Origin of the sequence: Stenotrophomonas bentonitica, from assembly GCF_013185915.1 — a bacterium.
In the GTDB taxonomy this organism is placed as follows: Bacteria; Pseudomonadota; Gammaproteobacteria; order Xanthomonadales; family Xanthomonadaceae; genus Stenotrophomonas; species Stenotrophomonas bentonitica.
Genome location: NZ_JAAZUH010000002.1, coordinates 41,665 through 62,816, shown reverse-complemented (window position 1 = coordinate 62,816; position 21,152 = coordinate 41,665). Strand labels below are relative to the sequence as shown.

16 protein-coding genes are annotated in these 21,152 nt (G+C 68.3%); 9 read left to right on the top strand and 7 right to left on the bottom strand.

Annotated features, from left to right (window positions below):
• The first annotated feature begins 15 nt into the window (after positions 1-15).
• The 8 genes from phoB to lpxH all read left to right on the top strand — a co-directional run bounded on the left by phoB (position 16) and on the right by lpxH (position 11,509).
• The gene (gene phoB, locus HGB51_RS11225) at positions 16-705 is read left to right on the top strand and encodes a phosphate regulon transcriptional regulator PhoB (protein ID WP_068849561.1); all 690 of its coding nucleotides are present in this window, start codon (positions 16-18) and stop codon (positions 703-705) included.
• Between the two features lie 14 nt (positions 706-719).
• Complete coding sequence (gene phoR / locus HGB51_RS11220; protein ID WP_070209462.1) at positions 720-2,060, top strand: phosphate regulon sensor histidine kinase PhoR; 1,341 nt, start codon at positions 720-722, stop codon at positions 2,058-2,060.
• Positions 2,057-4,138 (top strand): polyphosphate kinase 1, encoded by a 2,082-nt coding sequence (ppk1, locus tag HGB51_RS11215; RefSeq protein ID WP_171966834.1) that lies wholly within the window; start codon positions 2,057-2,059, stop codon positions 4,136-4,138. The genes phoR and ppk1 overlap by 4 nt, the downstream gene beginning before the upstream one ends.
• 21 nt (positions 4,139-4,159) lie before the next feature.
• The gene (gene ppx / locus HGB51_RS11210) at positions 4,160-5,686 is read left to right on the top strand and encodes an exopolyphosphatase (protein ID WP_070207554.1); all 1,527 of its coding nucleotides are present in this window, start codon (positions 4,160-4,162) and stop codon (positions 5,684-5,686) included.
• 294 nt (positions 5,687-5,980) lie between these two features.
• Positions 5,981-8,902, top strand: coding sequence for a TonB-dependent receptor domain-containing protein (locus tag HGB51_RS11205; protein WP_070207555.1), 2,922 nt, complete (start codon positions 5,981-5,983; stop codon positions 8,900-8,902).
• 147 nt (positions 8,903-9,049) lie between these two features.
• A complete protein-coding gene (locus HGB51_RS11200; protein WP_070207556.1) occupies positions 9,050-10,186 on the top strand; it encodes a glycosyltransferase family 4 protein in 1,137 nt (378 codons plus the stop codon).
• On the top strand, positions 10,167-10,706 hold the full coding sequence (locus tag HGB51_RS11195) for a phosphatase PAP2 family protein (protein ID WP_070207557.1): 540 nt from the start codon (positions 10,167-10,169) through the stop codon (positions 10,704-10,706). Before HGB51_RS11200 ends, HGB51_RS11195 begins: the two co-directional genes overlap by 20 nt.
• A gap of 62 nt (positions 10,707-10,768) precedes the next feature.
• On the top strand, positions 10,769-11,509 hold the full coding sequence (lpxH, locus tag HGB51_RS11190; RefSeq protein ID WP_070207558.1) for a UDP-2,3-diacylglucosamine diphosphatase: 741 nt from the start codon (positions 10,769-10,771) through the stop codon (positions 11,507-11,509).
• A 19-nt stretch (positions 11,510-11,528) separates the two neighbouring features.
• On the opposite strand, the gene HGB51_RS11185 is transcribed toward lpxH, so the two are convergent.
• Positions 11,529-12,785, bottom strand: coding sequence for a zinc-dependent metalloprotease (locus HGB51_RS11185; RefSeq protein WP_070207559.1), 1,257 nt, complete (start codon positions 12,783-12,785; stop codon positions 11,529-11,531).
• 216 nt (positions 12,786-13,001) lie between these two features.
• On the opposite strand from HGB51_RS11185, the gene HGB51_RS11180 reads away from it, so the two are divergent.
• Positions 13,002-14,489: a phospholipase effector Tle1 domain-containing protein gene (locus HGB51_RS11180; protein WP_070207560.1), complete on the top strand. Its 1,488-nt coding sequence runs from the start codon at positions 13,002-13,004 to the stop codon at positions 14,487-14,489.
• A 294-nt stretch (positions 14,490-14,783) separates the two neighbouring features.
• Here HGB51_RS11180 and HGB51_RS11175 read toward each other — a convergent pair whose 3' ends face one another.
• The 6 genes from HGB51_RS11175 to HGB51_RS11150 form a co-directional block, all read right to left on the bottom strand.
• Positions 14,784-15,557 (bottom strand): ferritin-like domain-containing protein, encoded by a 774-nt coding sequence (locus tag HGB51_RS11175; protein ID WP_070207586.1) that lies wholly within the window; start codon positions 15,555-15,557, stop codon positions 14,784-14,786.
• Positions 15,558-15,629: 72 nt separating this feature from the next.
• Positions 15,630-17,096 (bottom strand): amidophosphoribosyltransferase, encoded by a 1,467-nt coding sequence (gene purF / locus HGB51_RS11170; RefSeq protein WP_070207561.1) that lies wholly within the window; start codon positions 17,094-17,096, stop codon positions 15,630-15,632.
• A gap of 29 nt (positions 17,097-17,125) precedes the next feature.
• Positions 17,126-17,923: a CvpA family protein gene (locus HGB51_RS11165; protein ID WP_070207562.1), complete on the bottom strand. Its 798-nt coding sequence runs from the start codon at positions 17,921-17,923 to the stop codon at positions 17,126-17,128.
• Positions 17,924-17,956: 33 nt separating this feature from the next.
• Positions 17,957-19,000 (bottom strand): SPOR domain-containing protein, encoded by a 1,044-nt coding sequence (locus HGB51_RS11160; RefSeq protein WP_070207563.1) that lies wholly within the window; start codon positions 18,998-19,000, stop codon positions 17,957-17,959.
• Between the two features lie 100 nt (positions 19,001-19,100).
• On the bottom strand, positions 19,101-20,375 hold the full coding sequence (gene folC, locus HGB51_RS11155) for a bifunctional tetrahydrofolate synthase/dihydrofolate synthase (RefSeq protein ID WP_070207564.1): 1,275 nt from the start codon (positions 20,373-20,375) through the stop codon (positions 19,101-19,103).
• Between the two features lie 24 nt (positions 20,376-20,399).
• A complete protein-coding gene (locus tag HGB51_RS11150; protein WP_070207565.1) occupies positions 20,400-21,044 on the bottom strand; it encodes a histidine phosphatase family protein in 645 nt (214 codons plus the stop codon).
• Between the last annotated feature and the right edge of the window lie 108 nt (positions 21,045-21,152).

Sequence of the window (21,152 nt, the reverse complement as noted above, 5' to 3'; positions counted from 1 at the left end):
CAATACGGTGGGCACGTGCAGAAACGCATCCTGATCGTCGATGACGAACCCGCGATCCGCGAAATGGTCGCCTTCGCCCTGCGCAAGGGCGACTACGACCCCATTCACGCCGGTGACGCCCGCGAGGCGCAGACCGCCATCGCCGACCGCGTGCCGGACCTGATCCTGCTGGACTGGATGCTTCCGGGCACCAGCGGCCTGGACCTGGCCCGGCGCTGGCGCAAGGAGGCCCTCACCCGCGAGGTGCCGATCATCATGCTCACCGCGCGTGGCGAAGAGAACGACCGCGTCGGCGGGCTCGAGGCCGGCGTGGACGATTACGTGGTCAAGCCGTTCTCCGCGCGCGAGCTGCTGGCGCGGATCCGCGCGGTGATGCGCCGCGCACGCGACGACGATGAAGACGGCAGCGTGGCAGTGGGCAGCATCCGCATCGACGGCGCCGCGCACCGCGTGTTCGCCGGCGACCAGCCGGTGCCGATCGGGCCGACCGAGTACCGCCTGCTGCATTTCTTCATGACCCATCCCGAGCGCGTGTATACCCGCGCCCAGCTGCTCGACCACGTGTGGGGCGGCAGCGTGTACGTGGAGGAACGCACCATCGACGTGCACATCCGGCGCCTGCGCAAGACGCTGGAACCGTTCGGTGCGGAGAACATGGTGCAGACCGTACGCGGCGCGGGGTATCGTTTCTCGACGTCCACGTGAACCACGAGACTGCAATGCCGCGCCACATCCGTTCTGCCTGGCTGAAAACGCTCGCGACCCTGGCCGTGCTGCTGCTGGCTGCGGTGCTCGTGGGCCTGGCCACCGGGCAGGTCTGGATGTGCATCGCGCTGGCTTCGATCGGCGCGCTGGCTTGGCATTACTGGCGCCTGCGCAAGGTGCTGCGCCGCCTCACCGCGCGCCAGCGCTGGGACATGAGCGGCGGCAACGGGGTCTGGAACGAACTGGACCGCCTGCTCTACCGCAACCAGCTGGAAATGCGCACGCGCAAGCGGCGCCTGCTGGACATGCTGCGCAGCTACCGCGCCGCCGCGGCGGCCCTGCCCGACGCGGTGGTGGTGGTGGACCGCAACAGCCAGCGCGTGCAGTGGTTCAACGAATCGGCGACCACCCTGCTCGGCCTGCACCATCCCGGCGACCTCGGCGAGGCGCTGGTCGAACGGCTGCAGCCGATGCCGCTGGCCCATTGGCTGGCCGGCGGCCGCAATGCCGAGCCGATCCTGGACGTGCCCTCGCCGGTCGATCCGGCGATCCGCCTCAACCTGCGCCTGATTCCGTATTCGCCCGACTACTGGCTGCTGATCGCGCGCGACGTGAGCAAACTGCTGCGTCTGGAGCAGGTCCGCCGTGACTTCGTGGCCAACGTCTCGCATGAACTGCGCACGCCGCTCACCGTGGTGCACGGCTACCTGGACATGATGGAGCCGGAAGATTTCCCCGGCACCGGCCCGATGCTGGAAGAAATGCGCAAGCAGTCGCAGCGCATGGCGCAGCTGGTCGAAGACCTGCTGACCCTGTCGCGGCTGGAGTCGCAGGAACACACCGAAGAAGAAACCGTGGCGATGGCGCCGATGCTGGCCACGCTGCGCCGCGAGGCCGAAGCGCACAGCCAGGGCCGCCACACGATCAGCGTGATCGACAACGCCGGGGTCGACCTGCAGGGTTCCAACAAGGAACTGCACAGCGCGTTTTCCAACCTGGTCACCAACGCGGTGCGCTACACCCCGGCCGGTGGCCGGGTCGAGGTGGAACTGGCGCGCGAAGGCCAGGGCGTGGTGCTGGCGGTGCGCGACACCGGCTACGGCATTCCCGCCACCCACCTGCCGCGCCTGACCGAACGCTTCTACCGGGTCTCCAGCAGCCGTTCGCGCGAAAGCGGCGGCACCGGGCTGGGCCTGTCGATCGTCAAACACATCCTTGGCCTGCACCACGCCCGCCTGGAGATCCAGAGCGAAGTCGGCAAGGGCAGCACGTTCTCCTGCCATTTCGATGCCGACCACGTGCGCGAGCGCACCGACGCGGCCCTCCTTCCTTCCGCAGAAGACTTTTCCGCATGAGCAGCCTCGTTCCCATCGCCGTGCCGGCGGAAACCGATGACCTGCGCGACCCCGCGCTGTACATCAACCGCGAGCTGTCGCAGCTGGACTTCAACTTCCGGGTGCTGGCCCAGGCCATGGACCCGCAGGTGCCGGTGCTGGAGCGGCTGCGCTTCATGTGCATCTCCTGCACCAACCTGGACGAGTTCTTCGAGATCCGCGCCGCCGCGGTGCGCCACGCACAGGAATTCGGCCTGCCGCCGGCGCCGGACGGCATGACCCCGCAGGCGATCCTGAGCGCCATCCACGACCGCGCCGCCGAACTGGTGGACCAGCAGTACCGCTGCTGGAACGACACCCTGCGCCCGGCCCTGCACGAAGCCGGCATCGACGTGTTGGGGCGGCATTCGTGGAACCACCGCCAGAAGCGCTGGCTGCGCGCGTACTTCCGCAACGAGATCATGCCGGTGCTGTCGCCGCTGGGCCTTGACCCGTCGCACCCGTTCCCGAAGATCCTCAACAAGTCGCTGAACATCGTGGTGGTGCTCAAGGGCACCGACGCGTTCGGCCGTGCCGGCCACCTGGCGATCGTGCGCGCACCGCGCTCGCTGCCGCGCATCATCCAGCTGCCGCAGACCCTGGGCGGCCCGCAGACCTTCGTGTTCCTGTCCTCGGTGCTGTCGACCTTCGTGGGCGAGCTGTTCCCGGGCATGGAAGTCCAGGGCGCGTACCAGTTCCGGGTGACCCGCAACTCGGAACTGGTGGTGGACGAGGAAGAAGTGGAAAACCTCGCCCTGGCCCTGCGCGACGAGCTGGTCGACCGCGGCTACCGGCCGGCGGTGCGGCTGGAGATCGCGCAGGACTGCCCGCGCGACATCGTGCGCACCCTGCTGCAGAACTTCGGCCTGACCGAAAACGCGGTGTACCAGATCGACGGTCCGGTCAACCTCAACCGCGTGATCCAGCTGTACGACCTGCTCGCCCGCCCCGAACTGAAGTACCCGCCGATGAGCCCGCGCACGCTGCGCGACAGCGACGGCATCTTCGAGGTGGTGGCGCGCAAGGACGTGCTGCTGCACCACCCGTTCGATGCGTTCACCGCGGTGCTGGACCTGATCAAGCAGGCGGCGGTGGATCCGAACGTGCTGGCGATCAAGCAGACGCTGTACCGCACCGGCAAGGATTCGCAGATCGTCGACGCGCTGATCCTGGCTGCGCGCAACGGCAAGGACGTCACCGTGGTGGTCGAGCTGCGCGCGCGCTTCGACGAAGAAGCGAACCTGGGCCTGGCCGACCGCCTGCAGGAAGCAGGCGTGCAGGTGGTGTACGGCGTGGTCGGCTACAAGACCCACGCCAAGATGCTGCTGATCGTGCGCCGCGAAGGCCGCAAGCTGCGCCGCTATGTGCATCTGGGCACCGGCAATTACCACAGCGGCACCGCGCGCGCGTACACCGATCTGAGCCTGATCACCGCCGATGCGGACATCGGCAATGACGTGCACCTGCTGTTCCAGCAGCTCTCCGGGCTGGCCCCGCGCACCCGCCTGAAGCGCCTGCTGCAGTCGCCCTTCACCCTGCACGACGGCCTGCTGCAGCGGATCGAACGCGAAATGCACCTGGCCCGCAAGGGCCGCCCCGGGCGCATCATCGCCAAGATGAACGCCCTCAACGAGCCGCAGGTGGTGCGGGCGCTGTACGCGGCCTCGCAGGCCGGCGTGCAGATCGACCTGATCGTGCGCGGCGCGTGCACGCTGCGCCCGGGCGTCCCGGGGGTCTCGGACAACATCCGGGTGCGTTCGATCGTCGGCCGCTTCCTGGAGCACAGCCGGGTCTACTGGTTCGGCAACGACGGCGCCGCGGAGCTGTACTGCGCCAGCGCCGACTGGCTCGAGCGCAACCTGCTGCGCCGGGTCGAGACCTGCTTCCCGATCCTGGACCCGGAGCTGGCCCGCAAGGTCTACCGCGACGTGCTGCAGAACTACCTGGACGACAACCTCAACGCCTGGGAACTGCAGGCCGACGGCACCTACCGCAAGTGCGCGCCGGGCCACGACGAGCCCCCGCATTCGGCGCAGATGGCATTGATGGCCGGGCTGTAGGCCATCGGCTACCATTCGTCCATGCCGCATACCTCCACGACACCGCCCGCCCTGCAGGATGGCGACCTGCTCGCCGCCATCGACCTGGGCTCCAACAGTTTCCACATGGTCATCGCGCGCTACACGCTCGGCCAGCTGCGGGTGGTCGACCGCCTGCGCGAGACCGTGCGCATGGCCGACGGCCTGGATGGCAAGGGCGGCCTGTCGGCCGAAGCGCGCCAGCGCGCGCTCGAGTGCCTGGCCCGGTTCGGCCAGCGCATCCGCGGCATTCCCTCGGTGCGGGTGCGTGCACTGGCCACCAACACGGTCCGCCAGCTGCGTTCGCCGCAGGCCTTCCTGATGCCGGCCGAAACCGCGCTGGGACATGCCATCGAAGTGGTCAGCGGGCGTGAAGAGGCCCGCCTGATCTACCTGGGCGTTGCCCACGCGCAGCCGCCCAAGCCGGACCAGCGCCGGCTGGTGATCGACATCGGCGGCGGTTCCACCGAATTCATCATCGGCCAGGGCATGCAGACCCTGGAGCGCGAAAGCCTGCAGGCCGGCTGCATCGCCAGCACGCGGCGCTTCTTCCCCGGCGGCAAGCTGAGCAAGAAGCGCTGGAAGGACGCACTCACCGAGATCGGCGCCGAGTTCCAGCAGTTCGCCACCAAGTACCGCTCGCTGGGCTGGAACGAGGCCCTGGGGTCGTCGGGCACGCACAAGGCGATCAGCGAGATCTGCGCCAGCATGAAGCTGAGCAAGGGCGCGATCACCGCCGAAGCGCTGCCGCAGCTGCGCGACGAGCTGCTCAAGGCCAAGCGGATCGAAGACATCGACCTGCCCGGCCTGTCGCCGGACCGCCGCCCGATCATCGCCGGCGGCATCCTGGTGCTGGAAGCGGCCTTCCACGCGCTGGGGCTGCAGAAGCTGCTGGTCAGCAAGGCGGCGATGCGCGAAGGCATCCTGTACGACATCCTCGGCCGTGCCAGCGAGAACGACCTGCGCGACGAGTCGGTCGACGCCCTGACCCAGCGCTATGGCATCGACACCGTGCAGGCCGACCAGGTGCAGCGCACCGCGATGGAGCTGTTTGGCCAGGTGGAAAAGGCATGGAACCTGGACCCGGACGACGCGCGCATGCTTGGCTGGGCCGCGCGCCTGCACGAGCTGGGCCTGATGATCGCGCACAGCGGCTACCACGTGCACGGCAGCTACGTGCTGGAGAACTCGGACATCGCCGGCTTCTCGCGGCAGGAACAGCAGCTGCTGGCCGCGCTGGTCCGCAGCCACCGCCGCAACGTGTCCAAGTCCGCGTTCGACGCGCTGCCCGAGCGCCTGCTGCTGCCGGCCCGGCGCATGACCGCCCTGCTCCGGCTGGCGGTGCTGCTCAACCGCGCCCACGAAGACAGTCCGATGCCGGATCTGGAGCTGAGCGCGGACGACAACCGGCTGTCGCTGATCCTGCCGCAGGCCTACATCGATGCCCGCCCGCTGCTGCGCGCCGACCTGATCGGCGAGACCGACGGCATGGCCGGACTCGGCATCCTGTTCCGCCCGTTCGTGGCGTAATCGCCCCGCGTTGCGCAGATCTGCGTGACGCGCCGCACCATCCCGATACATTTCGATACATCAGGACACAGTGCCTGACGGGCGTATTTTGTCACAATCCGTTGATTTACAAGGCAATACATCTCATTGGTTACGAGATGATGAAATTTTTTTGGCGAAAAGCTTTACATCGGCTTAACGACTGGGACTAAGATCGAATCACCGGCCCACTTGGGGCGGTTTTTCGGGGAACGCGGGGCACTTGGGACCCCGCCGACCTCTTTTGATTCAGTTCCGAACCAGAGAGAGAGCCAAATGACTTCACGCATCAACGTACTGGGGCAGGCAATCCGCTATGCCCTGGTCGCCGGTACCGTCGGCCTGGTGGCCGCCCCGGCCATGGCACAGGACGCGCCGAGCCCCACCAACCTGGATCGCATCGAGATCACCGGTTCGCGCATCCGTACCGTTGACGTGGAGACCGCCCAGCCGGTGTTTGCGATCAGCCGCACCGACATCGAACGCCAGGGCTTCAGCTCGGTGGCCGACATCCTGCAGAACGTCACCGCCATGGGCAGCCCGACGATCAGCCGCGCCAACGCGCTGACCGCCGGTGAGAATGCCGGCGGTACCTACATCGACATGCGCAACCTGGGCACCCAGCGCACGCTGGTGCTGGTCAACGGCAAGCGCCTGGGCATCAGCACCTCCGGTTACCAGGACGTGTCCACCCTGCCGGTTTCGGCGGTGGAGCGCATTGAAGTGCTGAAGGACGGCGCCTCGGCGATCTACGGTTCGGACGCGATGGCCGGCGTGGTCAACATCATCACCCGCAGCAACGTCACCGGCACCACCGTGAACGTCTACCACGGCCAGTACAGCGAAGGCGACGGCGCGCGCGACCGCATCGACGCGGTCACCGGCTGGAGCAACGACCGCCTGTCGCTGACCCTGGCGCTGGAGCACTCCGAAGAAGACGGCGTGTGGGCACGCAACCGCGGCTTCAGCCAGTACGGCATGACCGACCGCCACCCGCTGGACTCGAGCAACTGGACCACGATCAGCCAGTACGGCCAGATCACCGGCCTGCGCGGCCCGGGCTGCACGGCCACCGCCGGCTGCGGCTACTCGCTCAACCGTGGCACCGACCCGACCCGTCCGGGCAACTACCACCGCACCGACACCACCCCGTTCACCGGTGACGTGAGCAACGCCAACGACCAGATGCACGTGATGTATCCGCTCAAGCGCGACTCGGTGTACTTCGATGGTCGCTTCGCGATCACCGACAGCATCAACTTCCGCACCGAGCTGGGTTACAACGAGCGCGAGTCGACCCGCCAGATCGCCGGCTACCCGCTGCAGTCCAGCACCGCCGGCGTCGGTTCGATGTCGATCAACAGCTACTTCAACCCGTTCGGCAACCAGCACGGCTACGCCACCCCGACCGCGGTGGCCTGGAACCGCCGTACCTGGGAAGTGCCGCGCGTGACCACCAGCGATCTGAAGACCTACCGTGCGGTGGCCTCGTTCGACGGTTCGTTCGACATCGGCGAGCGCTACTTCGACTGGGAAGCGGGCTACCAGTACAACCGCAACGAACTGGAATCGACCGCCACCGGCAACCTGCACAAGGCGCGCGTCGCCGGCGGCGTCGGTCCGTCGTTCCTGAACGCCGCCACCGGCAAGGTCCAGTGCGGTACCGCTGCGGCGCCGATCGGCTACGACGTGTGCAAGCCGTGGAACCCGCTGGTTCCGTACGGCACCACCGCTCCGGACGGCCTGTACGGCAATGCGGAACTGCAGGCGTGGCTGTTCCCGGAGGAAATCACCAAGGGCCGCACCACCTCGAAGAACTTCTTCGCCAACATCGCCGGTTCCATCGTCACCCTGCCGGGCGGCGACCTGGGCTTCGCGTTCGGCGTTGAAAGCCGCAAGGAAGACGGCCGTTACACGCCCGATCCGCTGGCCCAGACCGGTGCCACCACCAACCTGGCCGCAGGCCCGACCGGTGGCGACTACACCGTCAACGAGGCGTACCTGGAACTGAACGTGCCGGTGCTGGCCGACCTGCCGGGCGCGAAGGAACTGACCTTCAACGGCGCGACCCGCTTCTCCGACTACGACACCTTCGGCAACACGCTCAACAGCAAGTTCGGCTTCAAGTGGAAGCCGATCGATTCGCTGATGGTGCGCGGCACCTGGGCCGAAGGCTTCCGCGCCCCGACCATCAACGACCTGTTCGGTGGCGGTTCGGAAACCTTCGCCCAGTTCAGCGATCCGTGCGACACCGTGTTCGGTTCCTCGCGCACCAGCGCCGAAGTGCGCGCCCGCTGCTCGCGTGACATCGCCAACGCCGCCACGTTCCGCCAGCTGCGCCAGGGCGGCACGCCGGTGACCGTGGCCACCGACGCCACCCCGGTGCCGTTCACCAGCGGCTCGAACCCGGACCTGACCCCGGAAACCTCCAAGAGCAAGACGCTGGGCCTGGTCTGGAGCCCCGGCTTCATCCAGAACTTCAACGCCTCGCTGGACTGGTGGAAGATCCGCATCGACAACACCATCATTGCCGATACGCCGTCCCAGATCCTGATCGACTGCTATGAGCAGGGCATCGACGCACGCTGCACCCGCTTCGATCGCGACCCGGTCACCGGCATCGTCACCAACCTGAAGTTCGGCAACCGCAACGCCGGTTTCCTGGAAACCGAAGGTTACGACCTGGACCTGAGCTACCGCCTGGATACCGCGTTCGGCAAGTTCTCGCTGAACTCGGCCACCACCTACGTGTCCAGCAACATCTACCGTTCGACCAACGACGCCAGCATCGTCCCGACCCCCACCAACGGCATCGGCAGCGGCTTCCGCGTCCGTTCCAACCTGGTGCTGGGCTGGGATCGCGAAGACTTCGGCATGAGCTGGACCGCGCGTTACTACTCCGGGGTGAAGGAACAGTGCGCCAACATCGCCCTGTACCCGGACGAGTGCTCGGATCCGGGCCAGTACGCTCCGTGGTACAAGGGTTCGCGCAACTACAACGAACGTGGTTCGGTCACCTTCCACGACGTGCAGTTCCGCTACAACCTGCCGTGGGACGGCACCGTGTCGGTCGGCGCCAACAACGTGTTCGACCGCCTGGGCCCGATCATGTACAGCAAGCCGAACTCGGCCTTCTCGTACTACGGCGGCTACGACATCGGCCGCGTGATCTACATGAAGTACCAGCAGCGCTTCTGATCGCCCCCCGTGGGTGATGGAACATGACCACGGCCCTTCGGGGCCGTGGTTTTTTTGTGCCCGGTCACGGCGTCATCTGGTGGTCATGGCCGCGTCATGTCGGCTACATGGCCGCCCGCGAGCATGCGCCAAACCGGGAGGTTCCCCATGCGCTACGCGATCGTCACCGAAACGTATCCCCCCGAGGTCAACGGCGTCGCGTTGACCGTACAGGGCCTGGAGCAGGGACTGCGCGCGGCCGGGCACGAGGTGGACCTGGTCCGCCCGCGCCAGGGCGATGAGACCGACACCAGCGGCGCGCTGCTGGTACAGGGCGCGGGCCTGCCGCGCTACCCCGGGCTGCGCTTCGGCCTGCCCGCTCCCAAGCGGCTGGCCCGGCAGTGGCAGCAGCAGCGGCCGGATGCGATCTACATCGCCACCGAGGGCCCGCTGGGCTGGTCGGCGCTGCGCACCGCGCGGCGGCTGGGCATTCCAGTGGCCACCGGCTTCCACACCCGCTTCGATGAGTACCTGCCCGACTACGGCGTGGCCTGGCTGCAGGCCGCCGCACTGCGCTGGATGCGACGCTTCCACAACCAGGCCGATGCGACCCTGGTCCCCACCCAGGAGCTGCAGCAGTTCCTGGCCGGCCAGGGCTTCGACCGGGTCCGCCTGCTGGCGCGCGCGGTGGACAGCAGCCAGTTCGAGCCGACGCGGCGCGACCCGGCACTGCGCGAGGAATGGGGCATCGACGGCACCGGCTTTGCCGCGATCTACGTCGGCCGCATCGCCGCGGAGAAGAACCTGGCGTTGGCGGTGAAGGCCTTCCGCCGCCTGCAGCAGGTGCGCCCCAAGGCGCGCTTCGTGTGGGTCGGCGATGGCCCGGCGCGCGAGAAGCTGGCGCATGAAAACCCGGACTTCATTTTCTGCGGGGTGCAGCGCGGCGACGCGCTGGCCCGGCACTTCGCCAGTGGCGACCTGTTCCTGTTCCCCAGCCGCAGCGAGACCTTTGGCAATGTCACCCTGGAAGCAATGGCGAGCGGCGTGACCACGGTCGCCTTCGATTACGGTGCCGCGCGCGAGCACCTGCGCACCGATGAAACCGGGGTGGCGGTCGACGACGATGCCGCCTTCGTCGAGGCCGCCGTGCGCCTGGCCGGCGATGATGCCGCACGCGAACGCATGGGCCGCAACGCGGCCGTGGCGATGCAGCGACTGCATCCGCAGCAGGTGGTGGCCGAGTTCGACGCCCTTCTTGCCGAACTGGCCCACGCCCGGAGGCCACATGCGGACCACGCCGCTTGAGGCCCTGCGCGGGCGCGAAACCCGTCTCTGCCGCCGCGCCAACCACTACTGCCGGCACCGCCGGGTGCGCCGCGCATTCGCGGTGGTCAGCCGGCTCGGCGACGGGGTGTTCTGGTATGCCTTGATGGGCGCGCTGGTACTGGTCGACGGTTTCGACGGCCTGCGCGCGTCGCTGCACATGGCCGGCACCGGGTTGATGGCGCTGCTGCTGTACAAGGGCCTGAAGCGCTGGACGAGGCGTCCGCGGCCGTACGCGGCCGACCTGCGGATCCGCGCCTGGGTGGCGCCGCTGGACGAGTTCAGCTTCCCGTCCGGGCATACCCTGCACGCGGTGTCGTTCACCATCGTGGCGCTGGCGTATTACCCGTGGCTGGCCCCGATCCTGGTGCCGTTCACCGCAGCGGTCGGGGTATCGCGGGTGGTGCTGGGTTTGCATTACCCCAGTGACGTGCTGGCGGCGACGGCGATTGCCACGGCGCTGGCTGGCGCCAGCCTCAACTGGTTACCTTTACCGGTGTAGAGCCACGCAGGGCGTGGCTCTACCGACGTTGCGGCCGGCGCCCGCCGTTTTACAATGGCCGCATGACCACGCTGTTCATTTCCGATCTGCACCTGGACCCCAGTCGTCCAGCCATCACCGAGCTGTTCCTGGCGTTCCTGCAGCGCGAGGCGATGCAGGCCGACGCCCTGTACATCCTGGGCGATCTGTTCGAGGCCTGGATCGGCGATGACACGCCCTCGCCCGCCGCCGACGCGGTGGCCGACGCGCTCAAGGCCGTGTCTGCGGCCGGGGTGCCGGTGTACTTCATCCGCGGCAACCGCGATTTCCTGGTCGGCGACGACTACGCGCGCCGCGCCGGGTTCCGGATCCTGCCCGACCCCAGCGTGATCGACCTGTACGGCCAGCCGGTGCTGCTCCAGCACGGCGACCTGCTGTGCACCGACGACGTGGCCTACCAGCAGTTCCGCGCGCAGACCCGGGACCCGGTGTTCCAGGCGCAGTTCCTGGCGCAGCCGCTGGCCGCGCGCATCGCCTTCGCGCAGAAGGCGCGCGATGCCAGCCAGGCCCGCCAGTCGGAAATGAAGCAGGGCGACCGCGCCACCTTCGAGACCGTCACCGACGTCGCCCCGGACGAGGTCACCGCCACCTTCGTGCGGCATGGCGTGGACACCATGATCCACGGCCATACCCACCGCCCTGCCATCCACACCCTCCAGGCCGGTGGCCGCAGCTGCACGCGCATCGTACTTGGCGACTGGTACGAACAGGGTTCGGTACTGCGCGTCACGCCACAGGGCTGGACCCTGGACGCATTGGCCTGACGCGCAGCCCCGGAGCCTCTTACCGGAACGCGGCGACCGCTGCCTTGGTGTTGACCAGCACGCGCTGGTTGTCCGCGCTCGAAGCGATGCCCATCGGCACCCCGTTGTAGCTGATGTTGGGGTTGGACCAGAAGTTCAGGCGCGGGCAGCCCGAGGTGCAGTCGTAGGCCATGATGGTGCGCCAGCGCGCGCCGGTGGCCGGCTGGTAGCGGTACCCGTGGCCATACGCATACGGCGTGGTGCTGGAGTCGGTGGCGATGTCGTGCCGCGCGCTCTGCAGGTGGCCGATCTCATGCGCGAACGAGTAGTAGCCGGTGGCGCAATCCCAATACACCGCCGCGAACGCGGTGGACGCGGTCGAACCGATTCCGGACGCCAGCCCGCAATAGCTGCTGTTGTTGAGGATCAACACCGCCACGTCTGCCGCCGTGCTGTTGCGGGTGGTGTGGATCGCATCCATGTAGCCGTCATTGGTGGAGCGGAAGCGCGCCAGGTCGGTGCTGAAATTTCCGGTCTCGGTGTACGCCACGGCCTGGTACCCGGCCAGCTGCATGGTGATGCCCACGTTGCTGTTGGTGTAGCCCTGGTTCGACTCGGCCACCGCCAGCTGCACCAGCTGCTGCATGTTGCCGCCGTAAGCACTCACCGCTGCATTGGTGGCGGCCACCAGCACGCGGATGGTGGCCGGACTGCCTGACGACGCGGCGGCGATGCCGGCGCGGTCGCTGGCCGGCATCTCGATCTTCGGCAGCGTGTTGTAGTCGGCCGGATGCTCGGCCGGCATCCGCGATTCGTCGACCTGGACCAGCACATGGCGGCCATCGCTGAGCGGGCGCAACCGGTACAGCGTGCCGTTCTTCCGGATCGATCCGGTCACCGTGCCGCCGGACTGCACCAGGATCACCGAATTGCCCGGGTCGTTGCCGCCCGCCTGGCGGGTCAGTTTCGATCCCGCATCCTGCAGGCTGCCGTACCAGATGCTGCCGCCATCGGGCAGGCTCTCCACCCGCTGCTGCTGCGCCTGCACCGGCGTCCCCAGCAGCTCGAATTCCAGCTGGCGCTGGCCGGCCACCACCGCACCTGCATCGACCCGGACTTCCTGCACCGCCGCCGTGGACGGCGCCGCCAGCACCGCCTGCGCGGCCGGCTGGCTGGCCGCACTGGCACGGCTCAGCACCGTGACCGGCGAGAACAGGGGCGTGGCCGCCGCCGTGCCGACGGTGGCCAGGAACAGCGTGATCGCAACTGCGGTCTTTCTCATCGGACTGGACATCATGTCGCCTCTCTATGAGTGAACTTCAGTAAGGAACGTGTTCGCGCTGCCACCCCTGTCAGCAGGCGTACCCATCTGGCGCCACTCGGTCGCGTGAATTCAATAGAGGCTATCGATCACATGTCGGAACTGTGACCCCGACCCAAAGCGGTTCAGTTACGTCGCGCTCGTGTCGTTTTCGCGCTACCTTTGGCCTGCATCGACAGGGGACACCGAGGCATGGCTGGGCATCCCGATCCGACCACACCCGTGCCGGTCACGCTGCAGATCGGCCTGTTCTTCGACGGCACCCGCAACAACGCCGACAACCTGCGGCACGCCTCGCGCCCCGCCGGCCGCACCGCACCCGCCCCGCTCGCACCGGCACCGGCCGTGCTCGCCGACGACGCCTCTCCCTACCAGAGCCGCCTGACCAGCAGCTTCAGCAACGGCCTGACCAACATCGCGCGCCTGCACGCGCTCTACCCCGACCATCGCAACGGCGCCCCTGCCACGCCCGGCCTGCTGTCGCTGGCGATCTACATCGAAGGCGCCGGCACCCGTACCGGCAAGGACGACGACCTGATGGGCCTGGCCTTCGGCATCGGCGCCACCGGTGTGAAAGCCAAGGTCCACCGGGCGCTCGACGTACGCCTGCCCGAAGCCCTGCGCGCCCTCGCCCGGACCCTGCCCGCGCATCTTCTCGGCCGCGTACGCCTGGACCTGTTCGGCTTCTCGCGCGGCGCCGCCTCCGCACGCGACGCCGTCAACCGCCTCAACGCCGCCGACGGCCGCAGCTGGCTGCAGGAACAACTGCGGCGCACCGGCTGGACCGCCGCCGCCACGGCAACCGCCCGCCCGGTGCGCTTCGTCGGCCTGTTCGACACCGTGGTTGCCATCGATGCCCGGCAGCGCGACGAAATCCCCCGCGTGGCGCTCGCCCCGGACTGCGCCGACAAGGTCGTGCAGGTGGTCGCCCGCGATGAACACCGCCACTATTTCGCCCTCACCACCGTCGCACCGGCGCATGAAGAAATCGCCCTGCCCGGCGTCCACGCCAACATCGGCGGCGGCTACGACCAGCGCATCGAAGGACCGAAACTGCTGACCCGTCCACAGGGACAACGCCTGCGCAATCACGGGGTGCCCGACACCACAACCCCACCGCTCGCCGTACTCCAGGCCACCCAGGTGTACGCGCGCGCACAGGCCGACTGCCGACGCTGGCAGGCAGCGCTCGGACTGGATGACAGCAGCATCTGGGTCGACGTATGGCACCGCTGGCAGCAGATGCGCGTGGCCGGCAGCGACAGCGTGCTGCCGCAGTGGGTGCTGTTTGCGCATGCCGCCGTCGTGCTCAAGCGCGAGATCGACTGGCGTTACCAGTTGATCGCGCTGCGCCTGGTGCATGCGCGCGCCGCAGCGGCGGGCGTGCTGTGGGCGCGCACGCCGGATGCCGAACCGGCATTGGCGTTGCCGGCGGAACTGCAGCCGATTGCCACGCGTCTGGTGGCTGGGCAGGTACTGGATGCCGCGCAGGAAACGTTGTTGCGACAGCGCTACCTGATGCAGTCCGCGCATTGGAATTTCGATGCACTGGGCGACACCGCGTTGTTGTATGCGGCTGATGAAGCGACGCGGGAATTGCCGTATCGGCCAGGGCCTGGTTTGTTTTACATCAACCGACCAACAGAAGATGGAAAGCGCGTGGTGTTGGGGAACGTTTGAGCGGTGGGACCGCGATTCCTGCGTTTGCAGTCATGCCCTACAGAACGTTTCACCGCCATCGGCGGTCGATTGGGATGCGACCCTACCAGCTGCTCTTCTCTGGCGACCGGCCATGTGTCGATGGTGGGTCGGTGTGGGTTTGCGGGGGAATGAGCCGCATGGATGCGGCGACTTAGCCTCCATGGACGGATTCACGGCGTCCCCCGCAAAACCACACCGACCCGCCAACCGCAGGGCACCCATCACCCAACGGCTGTTCGCCTGAATCCATCAGCAGCCGGGCAAAGCCCGGCGTCAGCGAATCGCCTGTGCCTGAAGGTCAGCAAGCTCATCATGGTCGAACCCCGCCAGCAAACGCGCTTCAAGATTGAACGGTCCATTGAGATAACCGCCCGCGTGTTCCTTCAACAGCGCAATGAAGCGAGCGCGAGGTTCCACACCTTCGCGCGCACAGTACCAGCGGTACCACCGCGTTCCCGCCGCCACATGCGCCACCTCTTCGCGCAGGATGATCTCCAGCACGTCCGCCGTTGCGTGGTCGTTTGATGAGCGCAGCTTGGTAATCATCCCCGGCGTCACGTCCAGCCCGCGCGCCTCCAGCACGCGTGGCACCAGCGCCATCCGCGCCAGGCCATCGTGCGCCGTTTTCTCGCACATTTCCCACAACCCGTTGTGCGCCGCGAAATCCCCGTAGTCGAATCCGTACGCCTGCAACCGCTCGCGCAGCAGCAGGAAATGGCGCGACTCATCGTCGGCCACCCCCACCCAGTCCGCATGGAACGACGACGGCAGCCCCCGGAAACGGTACACCGCATCCCAGGCCAGATCGATCGCATTGAGCTCGATATGCGCAATCGCGTGGATGAACGCCGCACGCCCTTCCGCATTGCCCAACCCACGCCGCGGTACCTCGCGCGGATGCACCAGCCGCAGCTGCGCTGGCCGACCCGGCATCCGGATCGGCTCCGGCATCGGTGCGTCCGCCGCCAGCTTCAACTGCCCCGCCCGGTACAGCGCCGCGTACTCCCGCGTCAGCGCCACCTTGCGCAGCGGATCCGCTTCCGCCATGCACTGCTGCGCCGCGCGCAGCAGGTCACCGGCCGCCGCGTCCTGCAGCACGCTCGCACTCACCGCCAGGCCTCAGGCGCGGCGCTTGTGCTTGGCGTCGTCCGAACGCAGCTGCTGGATGCGCTCGAAATAGCCCGGCTCGATCCCGGTCGGGTACACCCCGTTGAAGCACGACGAATCGAACGACTTCAGCTCCGGGTTGCCTTCGCGCACTGCCGCTTCCATGTCCTCGATGTCCTGGTAGATCAACCAGTCGCACCCCAGGTGCGCCTCGATCTCCTCCACGCTGCGGTTGTGCGCCACCAGCTCCTCCGCCGCCGGCATGTCGATGCCGTAGATGTTCGGGTAACGCACCGGCGGCGCCGCGCTGGCCAGGTACACCTTGCGCGCACCCGCGTCGCGCGCCATCTGCACGATCTGCTGGCTGGTCGTGCCGCGCACGATCGAATCGTCCACCAGCAGCACCACCCGGTTGCGGAACTCCAGGTGGATCGGATTGAGCTTGCGGCGCACCGACTTCACCCGCTCACCCTGCCCCGGCATGATGAAGGTGCGGCCGATATAGCGGTTCTTGATGAAGCCTTCGCGGTACTTCACCCCGAGCACGTTGGAGATTTCCAGCGCAGCGTCGCGCGACGTATCCGGGATCGGAATGATGGTATCGATGTCGTGGTCCGGGCGCAGGCGCAGGATCTTCTCGCCCAGCTTGATGCCCATGCGCATGCGCGCCTTGTGCACCGACACGTTGTCGATCATCGAATCCGGACGCGCGAAATACACGTACTCGAAGATGCACGGGCTGTGCTCGACCGGCTCGGCGCACACCTCCGAGAACAGCTCACCGCGCGCAGTGATCACCAGCGCCTCGCCCGGGCGCACGTCGCGCACGCGCTGGAAGCCCAGCACGTCCAGCGCCGACGATTCCGACGCCACGATGTACTCATCGCCTTCGGCATGCGCGCGCTTGCCCAGCACCAGCGGACGGATCCCGTGCGGGTCGCGGAACGCGACCAGGCCCAGGCCCAGCACCACGCTGATCACCGCATACCCGCCCTTGCAGCGGCGGTGCACGCCGGCCACCGCGCGGATGGCCGCCTCCGGGCTCAGCTGGCGCTGCGCGTCCAGCTCGAACGCGAACACGTTCAGCAGCACTTCGCTGTCCGAATCGGTGTTGACGTTGCGGCGGTCCTGTTCGAACACCTGCTGGCGCAGCGTTTCGGTATTGATCAGGTTGCCGTTGTGGGCCAGCGCGATGCCGTACGGCGAATTGACGTAGAACGGCTGCGCCTCGTCCATCCCTTCCGAACCCGCAGTCGGGTACCGCACATGCGCGATGCCGACCCGGCCTTCCAGGGTCGACATGGTCTTGGCGTCGAACACGTCCCGGACCAGGCCATTGGCCTTCTGCACGCGCAGGCGGGTGCCGTCGGCGGTAGCGATGCCCGCCGCGTCCTGGCCGCGATGCTGGAGGACGGTCAGGCCGTCATACAACTGCCCGGCGACGTTCTGGTTGCCGACAATACCGACGATGCCACACATGGTGCGAATCTCCGCTGGGCTGGGCCCATCTACTGTGAAGGTGGCCGTGCCTGGCCGGGGGAACCGTTCCGTGCCGGACCGGTGTCGTCCGGCCGCACGAGCGCCGGATCGGTGTTCTGGGGGGAGCCTGGTCGTGCCTGGTTGGCCCACACATCGGCGGGGTCCACCGCCTGCTGCGGGGTCTCATCCAGTGGTCGCGGCCATCCGCGCCCACCCAGCAACTGGCCAAGTACGCCATTATCGCCTGTCGCGCCCGGCTTGCCCAACTCCACGCCGGGCAGTTGCGCCATGTTCACCTCCGGCAGCGCGGCAGGCAGGGCCTGCAGGCCCTTCATGGCGTCCAGATCGGGCAGCGCCGGCAGGTCGGGCATGCGCGGCATGTGCGCCTGCATCCAGCCCACGCCGGGGTCCAGCGCAACGCGCAGGTAGGAATTCCGCCAGGTCGGCTCACGGGTCAGCGGCGTGTAGGAGCCCAGCAGCAGCAGCACGCAGGCGATCAGCCCGCCACGCGCCACGCCCAGGCCGCCGCCCAGCATGCGGTCGGCGCCGTTCAGGCTGGTCGAACGGACCGCCTGGCGGACCACCAGGCCGATCGCCCAGACCGAGACCATGACCAGCAGGAACACGGTGAGATAGCCGGCCACGTAATGGCCGCTGCCCGGCGCCGCCGGGGCCGACCACCAGGCCGCCGCGCTGCGCCCGAACATCAGCGCGGCCCAGCCGCCGAGCAGCCATGACAGGGTGCCGATGACGATGCTGACGAAGCCTTTCATCAGCCCCAGCAGGGTGGAAATGCCGATTACCGCCAGCAACACGACATCAAGCATGCCGCGCTCCCGTCAGGTCATGGCTACGCCGCATCAGGGATGCGGCCGGACCATGCCGGCCACGCCGACCTTCGACGCAACCTGGGCCTTGAGGTTCTCCGCCTCGGCACGGTTGGCGACCGGCCCGACACGCACGCGGTTGAGCGTGCCCTTGTCGGTGCGTACCTGCTCCACGAATGCGCTGAAACCGGCGGCGCGGACCTTGTCGCGCAGCGCGTTGGCGTCGCTGGCCTGGCCGAACGCGCCCAGCTGTACGGCGAAGCCGACGCTGCTGGCGGCCGGCGCAGCCGGTACCACGGCCGGCTTGGCCGCCGCGACCGGCGCTTCCGGCTTGGCCGGGGTCGGCTTGGGCGCTTCAGGCTTCGGCGTTTCAGGCTTCGGCGCCGGCTTGGCGGCGGCCGCCGGTTCCGGAGGCAGCGCTTCGGTCTTGACCGCAGCGGCGGCCGGGGCGGCGCTGGCACTGGAGGCCGCGGCAGGCGCCGGGCTGGCCGGGGTGGTGGTCGGGGTCGGGGTCGGTGCGGTGGCCACCGCACTGTTCGCACCGGCGTCCAGGGTCACCACTTCGGCCTTGACGTCATTGCGCACCTTGATCGCTTCCAGGCGCGCGGCTTCGGCCTGCGCGCGGTCGGCGTACGGTCCCACCCGGACCCGCCAGGCCGGGCGGCCGTTGATCGTGGCGGCCTCGCTGAAGCCCGGCAGCTGCGCCTTCTTCAGGAAGGCAATGACCGCATTGGCGTCGGCCTGGCTGCCGTAGGCGCCGAAACTGACCGCATAGTTGCCCGCAGCTACGGCCGGCGAGGTGTCGGCAACGGCCGCTTCGGCCGGCGCGGCAGCGTCCTGCAACGGCGCGGTGGTGCTGGTCGCACCCTGCAGGCCGGTGGCACCGCCGGTGGGCGCTACCAGCGGCAGCTCGCGGGTCTGGAACTGGCCGTCGGCCGGGGCGTCCGGAGCACTGATCGGAACATTGGCCACGCCGCTGTCGGGCGCAGGGCCCTTGACCAGCATGGGCAGGAAAATCACGGCCAGCGCCACCAGGACGATGGCACCAATCAGACGCTGTTTCAGAGGAGTATCCACGGAAGGCAGGCAGGCGGCGCGGCGGAATGCCACGGCGATTATACGGGCGCGCGCGGGTGCGGCGTCGAAGACAACTGAACGAGGTGGCCGGCCGCCCGCGTCAGCGGGCGTGTTCCAGCCACTGCAGGGCCTGGGCGGCGGTGTGGAAGGAACCGAACACCAGCACGCGGTCGCCCGCCTGTGCGGTCGCCAGCGCCTGCTGCAGCGCGACCTCCACGCTGGCGTGCGTGGAGGCGCCAGCAGCGGCGGTATCGGCCAGGCGCGACTGCAGTGCGGTCGCGCTCTGCGCGCGCGCGCCGTCGAGCCCGGCCAGGTGCCAGGCATCGACGCGGTCGGACAGTGCCTCGACCACGCCCACCGCGTCCTTGTCCTGCAGTGCGGCGAACACCGCCACGGTGCGTCCGCTGCGCGGCGCCGCCTTCAACGCGGTGGCCAGTTCGCGGGCCGCCTGCGGGTTGTGGCCGACGTCGACCAGTACCTCCACCCCGTCACGTTCGAACGCCTGCAGGCGCCCACGGATGCGCGCCTGCGCCACGCCGTCGATGATCGCCGGGCGTGGCAGCGGCTTGCCCAGCGCGCGCAGTGCGGCAATCGCCGACGCCGCGTTGCGCAGCTGGATCGGGCCGCGCAGGGCCGGCATCGGCAGTTCGATGCGGAACCCGACATCGCGCCAGCGCCAGCGCTGTGCGTCGATCACGTCGGCGAAGAAATCGCTGCCGCCGCGGATCGCATTCGCGCCCAGCAGATAGGCGCGCGCCAGCACGCTCGACGGCGGATCGGTCTCGCCCAGGATCACCGGCTTCCAGCCGCGGATGATGCCGGCCTTCTCCACGCCGATGGCCTCGCGGTCCTCGCCCAGCCAGTCGGCGTGGTCGATGTCCACCGTGGTGATGATGGCGACGTCGGCGTCGACGATGTTGACCGCGTCCAGGCGTCCGCCCAGCCCCACTTCCAGCACCGCCAGGTCCAGCCCGGCGCCTGCGAACAGGTGCAGCGCGGCCAGCGTGCCGTACTCGAAATAGGTCAGCGTGGTGTCGCCGCGGGCGTCTTCGATCGCGTTGAAGGCCGCGACCAGGGCCGCGTCGGAGGCGTCCTCGCCATCGATGCGGATACGTTCGTTGTACTGCAGCAGGTGCGGCGAGGTGTACGCGCCCACCTTCCAGCCGGCCGCCCGCGCGATGGCCTCGACGAAGGCCACGGTGGACCCTTTGCCGTTGGTACCGCCGACCACGATGGTGTGCGGGGCCGGCTGGCCCAGGCCCATGGCGGTGGCGACCGTGCGTACGCGCTCCAGCCCCATGTCGATGGTGGCCGGGTGCTGCTGTTCGATGTGGGCAAGCCAGTCGGCGAGCGTCTGCGGGCGGGCGGTATTCATGGCGATGGATCGTGTCGGTCGGGGTTACAGCGCGCGGTGCTTGGCTTCACCGAAGAACGGGGTGTGGTGGGCGCAGTCGTTCAGGCGCACCACTTCCAGGCTGTCCAGGTCGGCGCCTTCGAGCAGGTTGAGCGTGGTCGGTGCCTGGCGGAAGGTCCACAGGCGCGACAGCGGCAGGCCCAGGATCCGGCACAGGATCACCCGGTTGACCGCGTCATGGGCTACCACCAGCAGGGTGTCGTGCTCGCCCAGGCCTTCGGCGGCGCGGGCCAGGCCGCGCCAGCTGCGGTCCAGCACCAGCCGCAGCGACTCGCCGCCGGGCATCAGCACGGTGTCCGGTTCCTCGCGCCAGGCCTGCAGGCGCGACGGGTCTTTTTCATGGATTTCGCTGGCCAGCAGGCCTTCCCACTCACCGTGGGCGATCTCCTGCAGGTCCGGTTCGGTCAGCAGCATCGGCGCCCGTTCTGCACCCAGCGCCAGCTGCGCGGTGCGCTGCGCGCGCGACAGCGGCGAGGCGACGGCACGGGTGATGTCCACCGACTTCAGGCGTTCGCCCAGCGCCTGGGCCTGGGCCTCGCCGATCGGCGACAGCGGGATATCGATCTGGCCCTGGTAACGGCCTTCGGCATTCCACGGCGTTTCACCGTGACGGGCAAGCAGGATGCGCATGCGAACTTGGGATCCTTGGCAGTCGCAATCGTTCACATTGCGTGAACGATCGTGGGGGGAACCGCATGATACCTAAGAAAAAACCCCGCGGTTTTGGCCGCGGGGTCT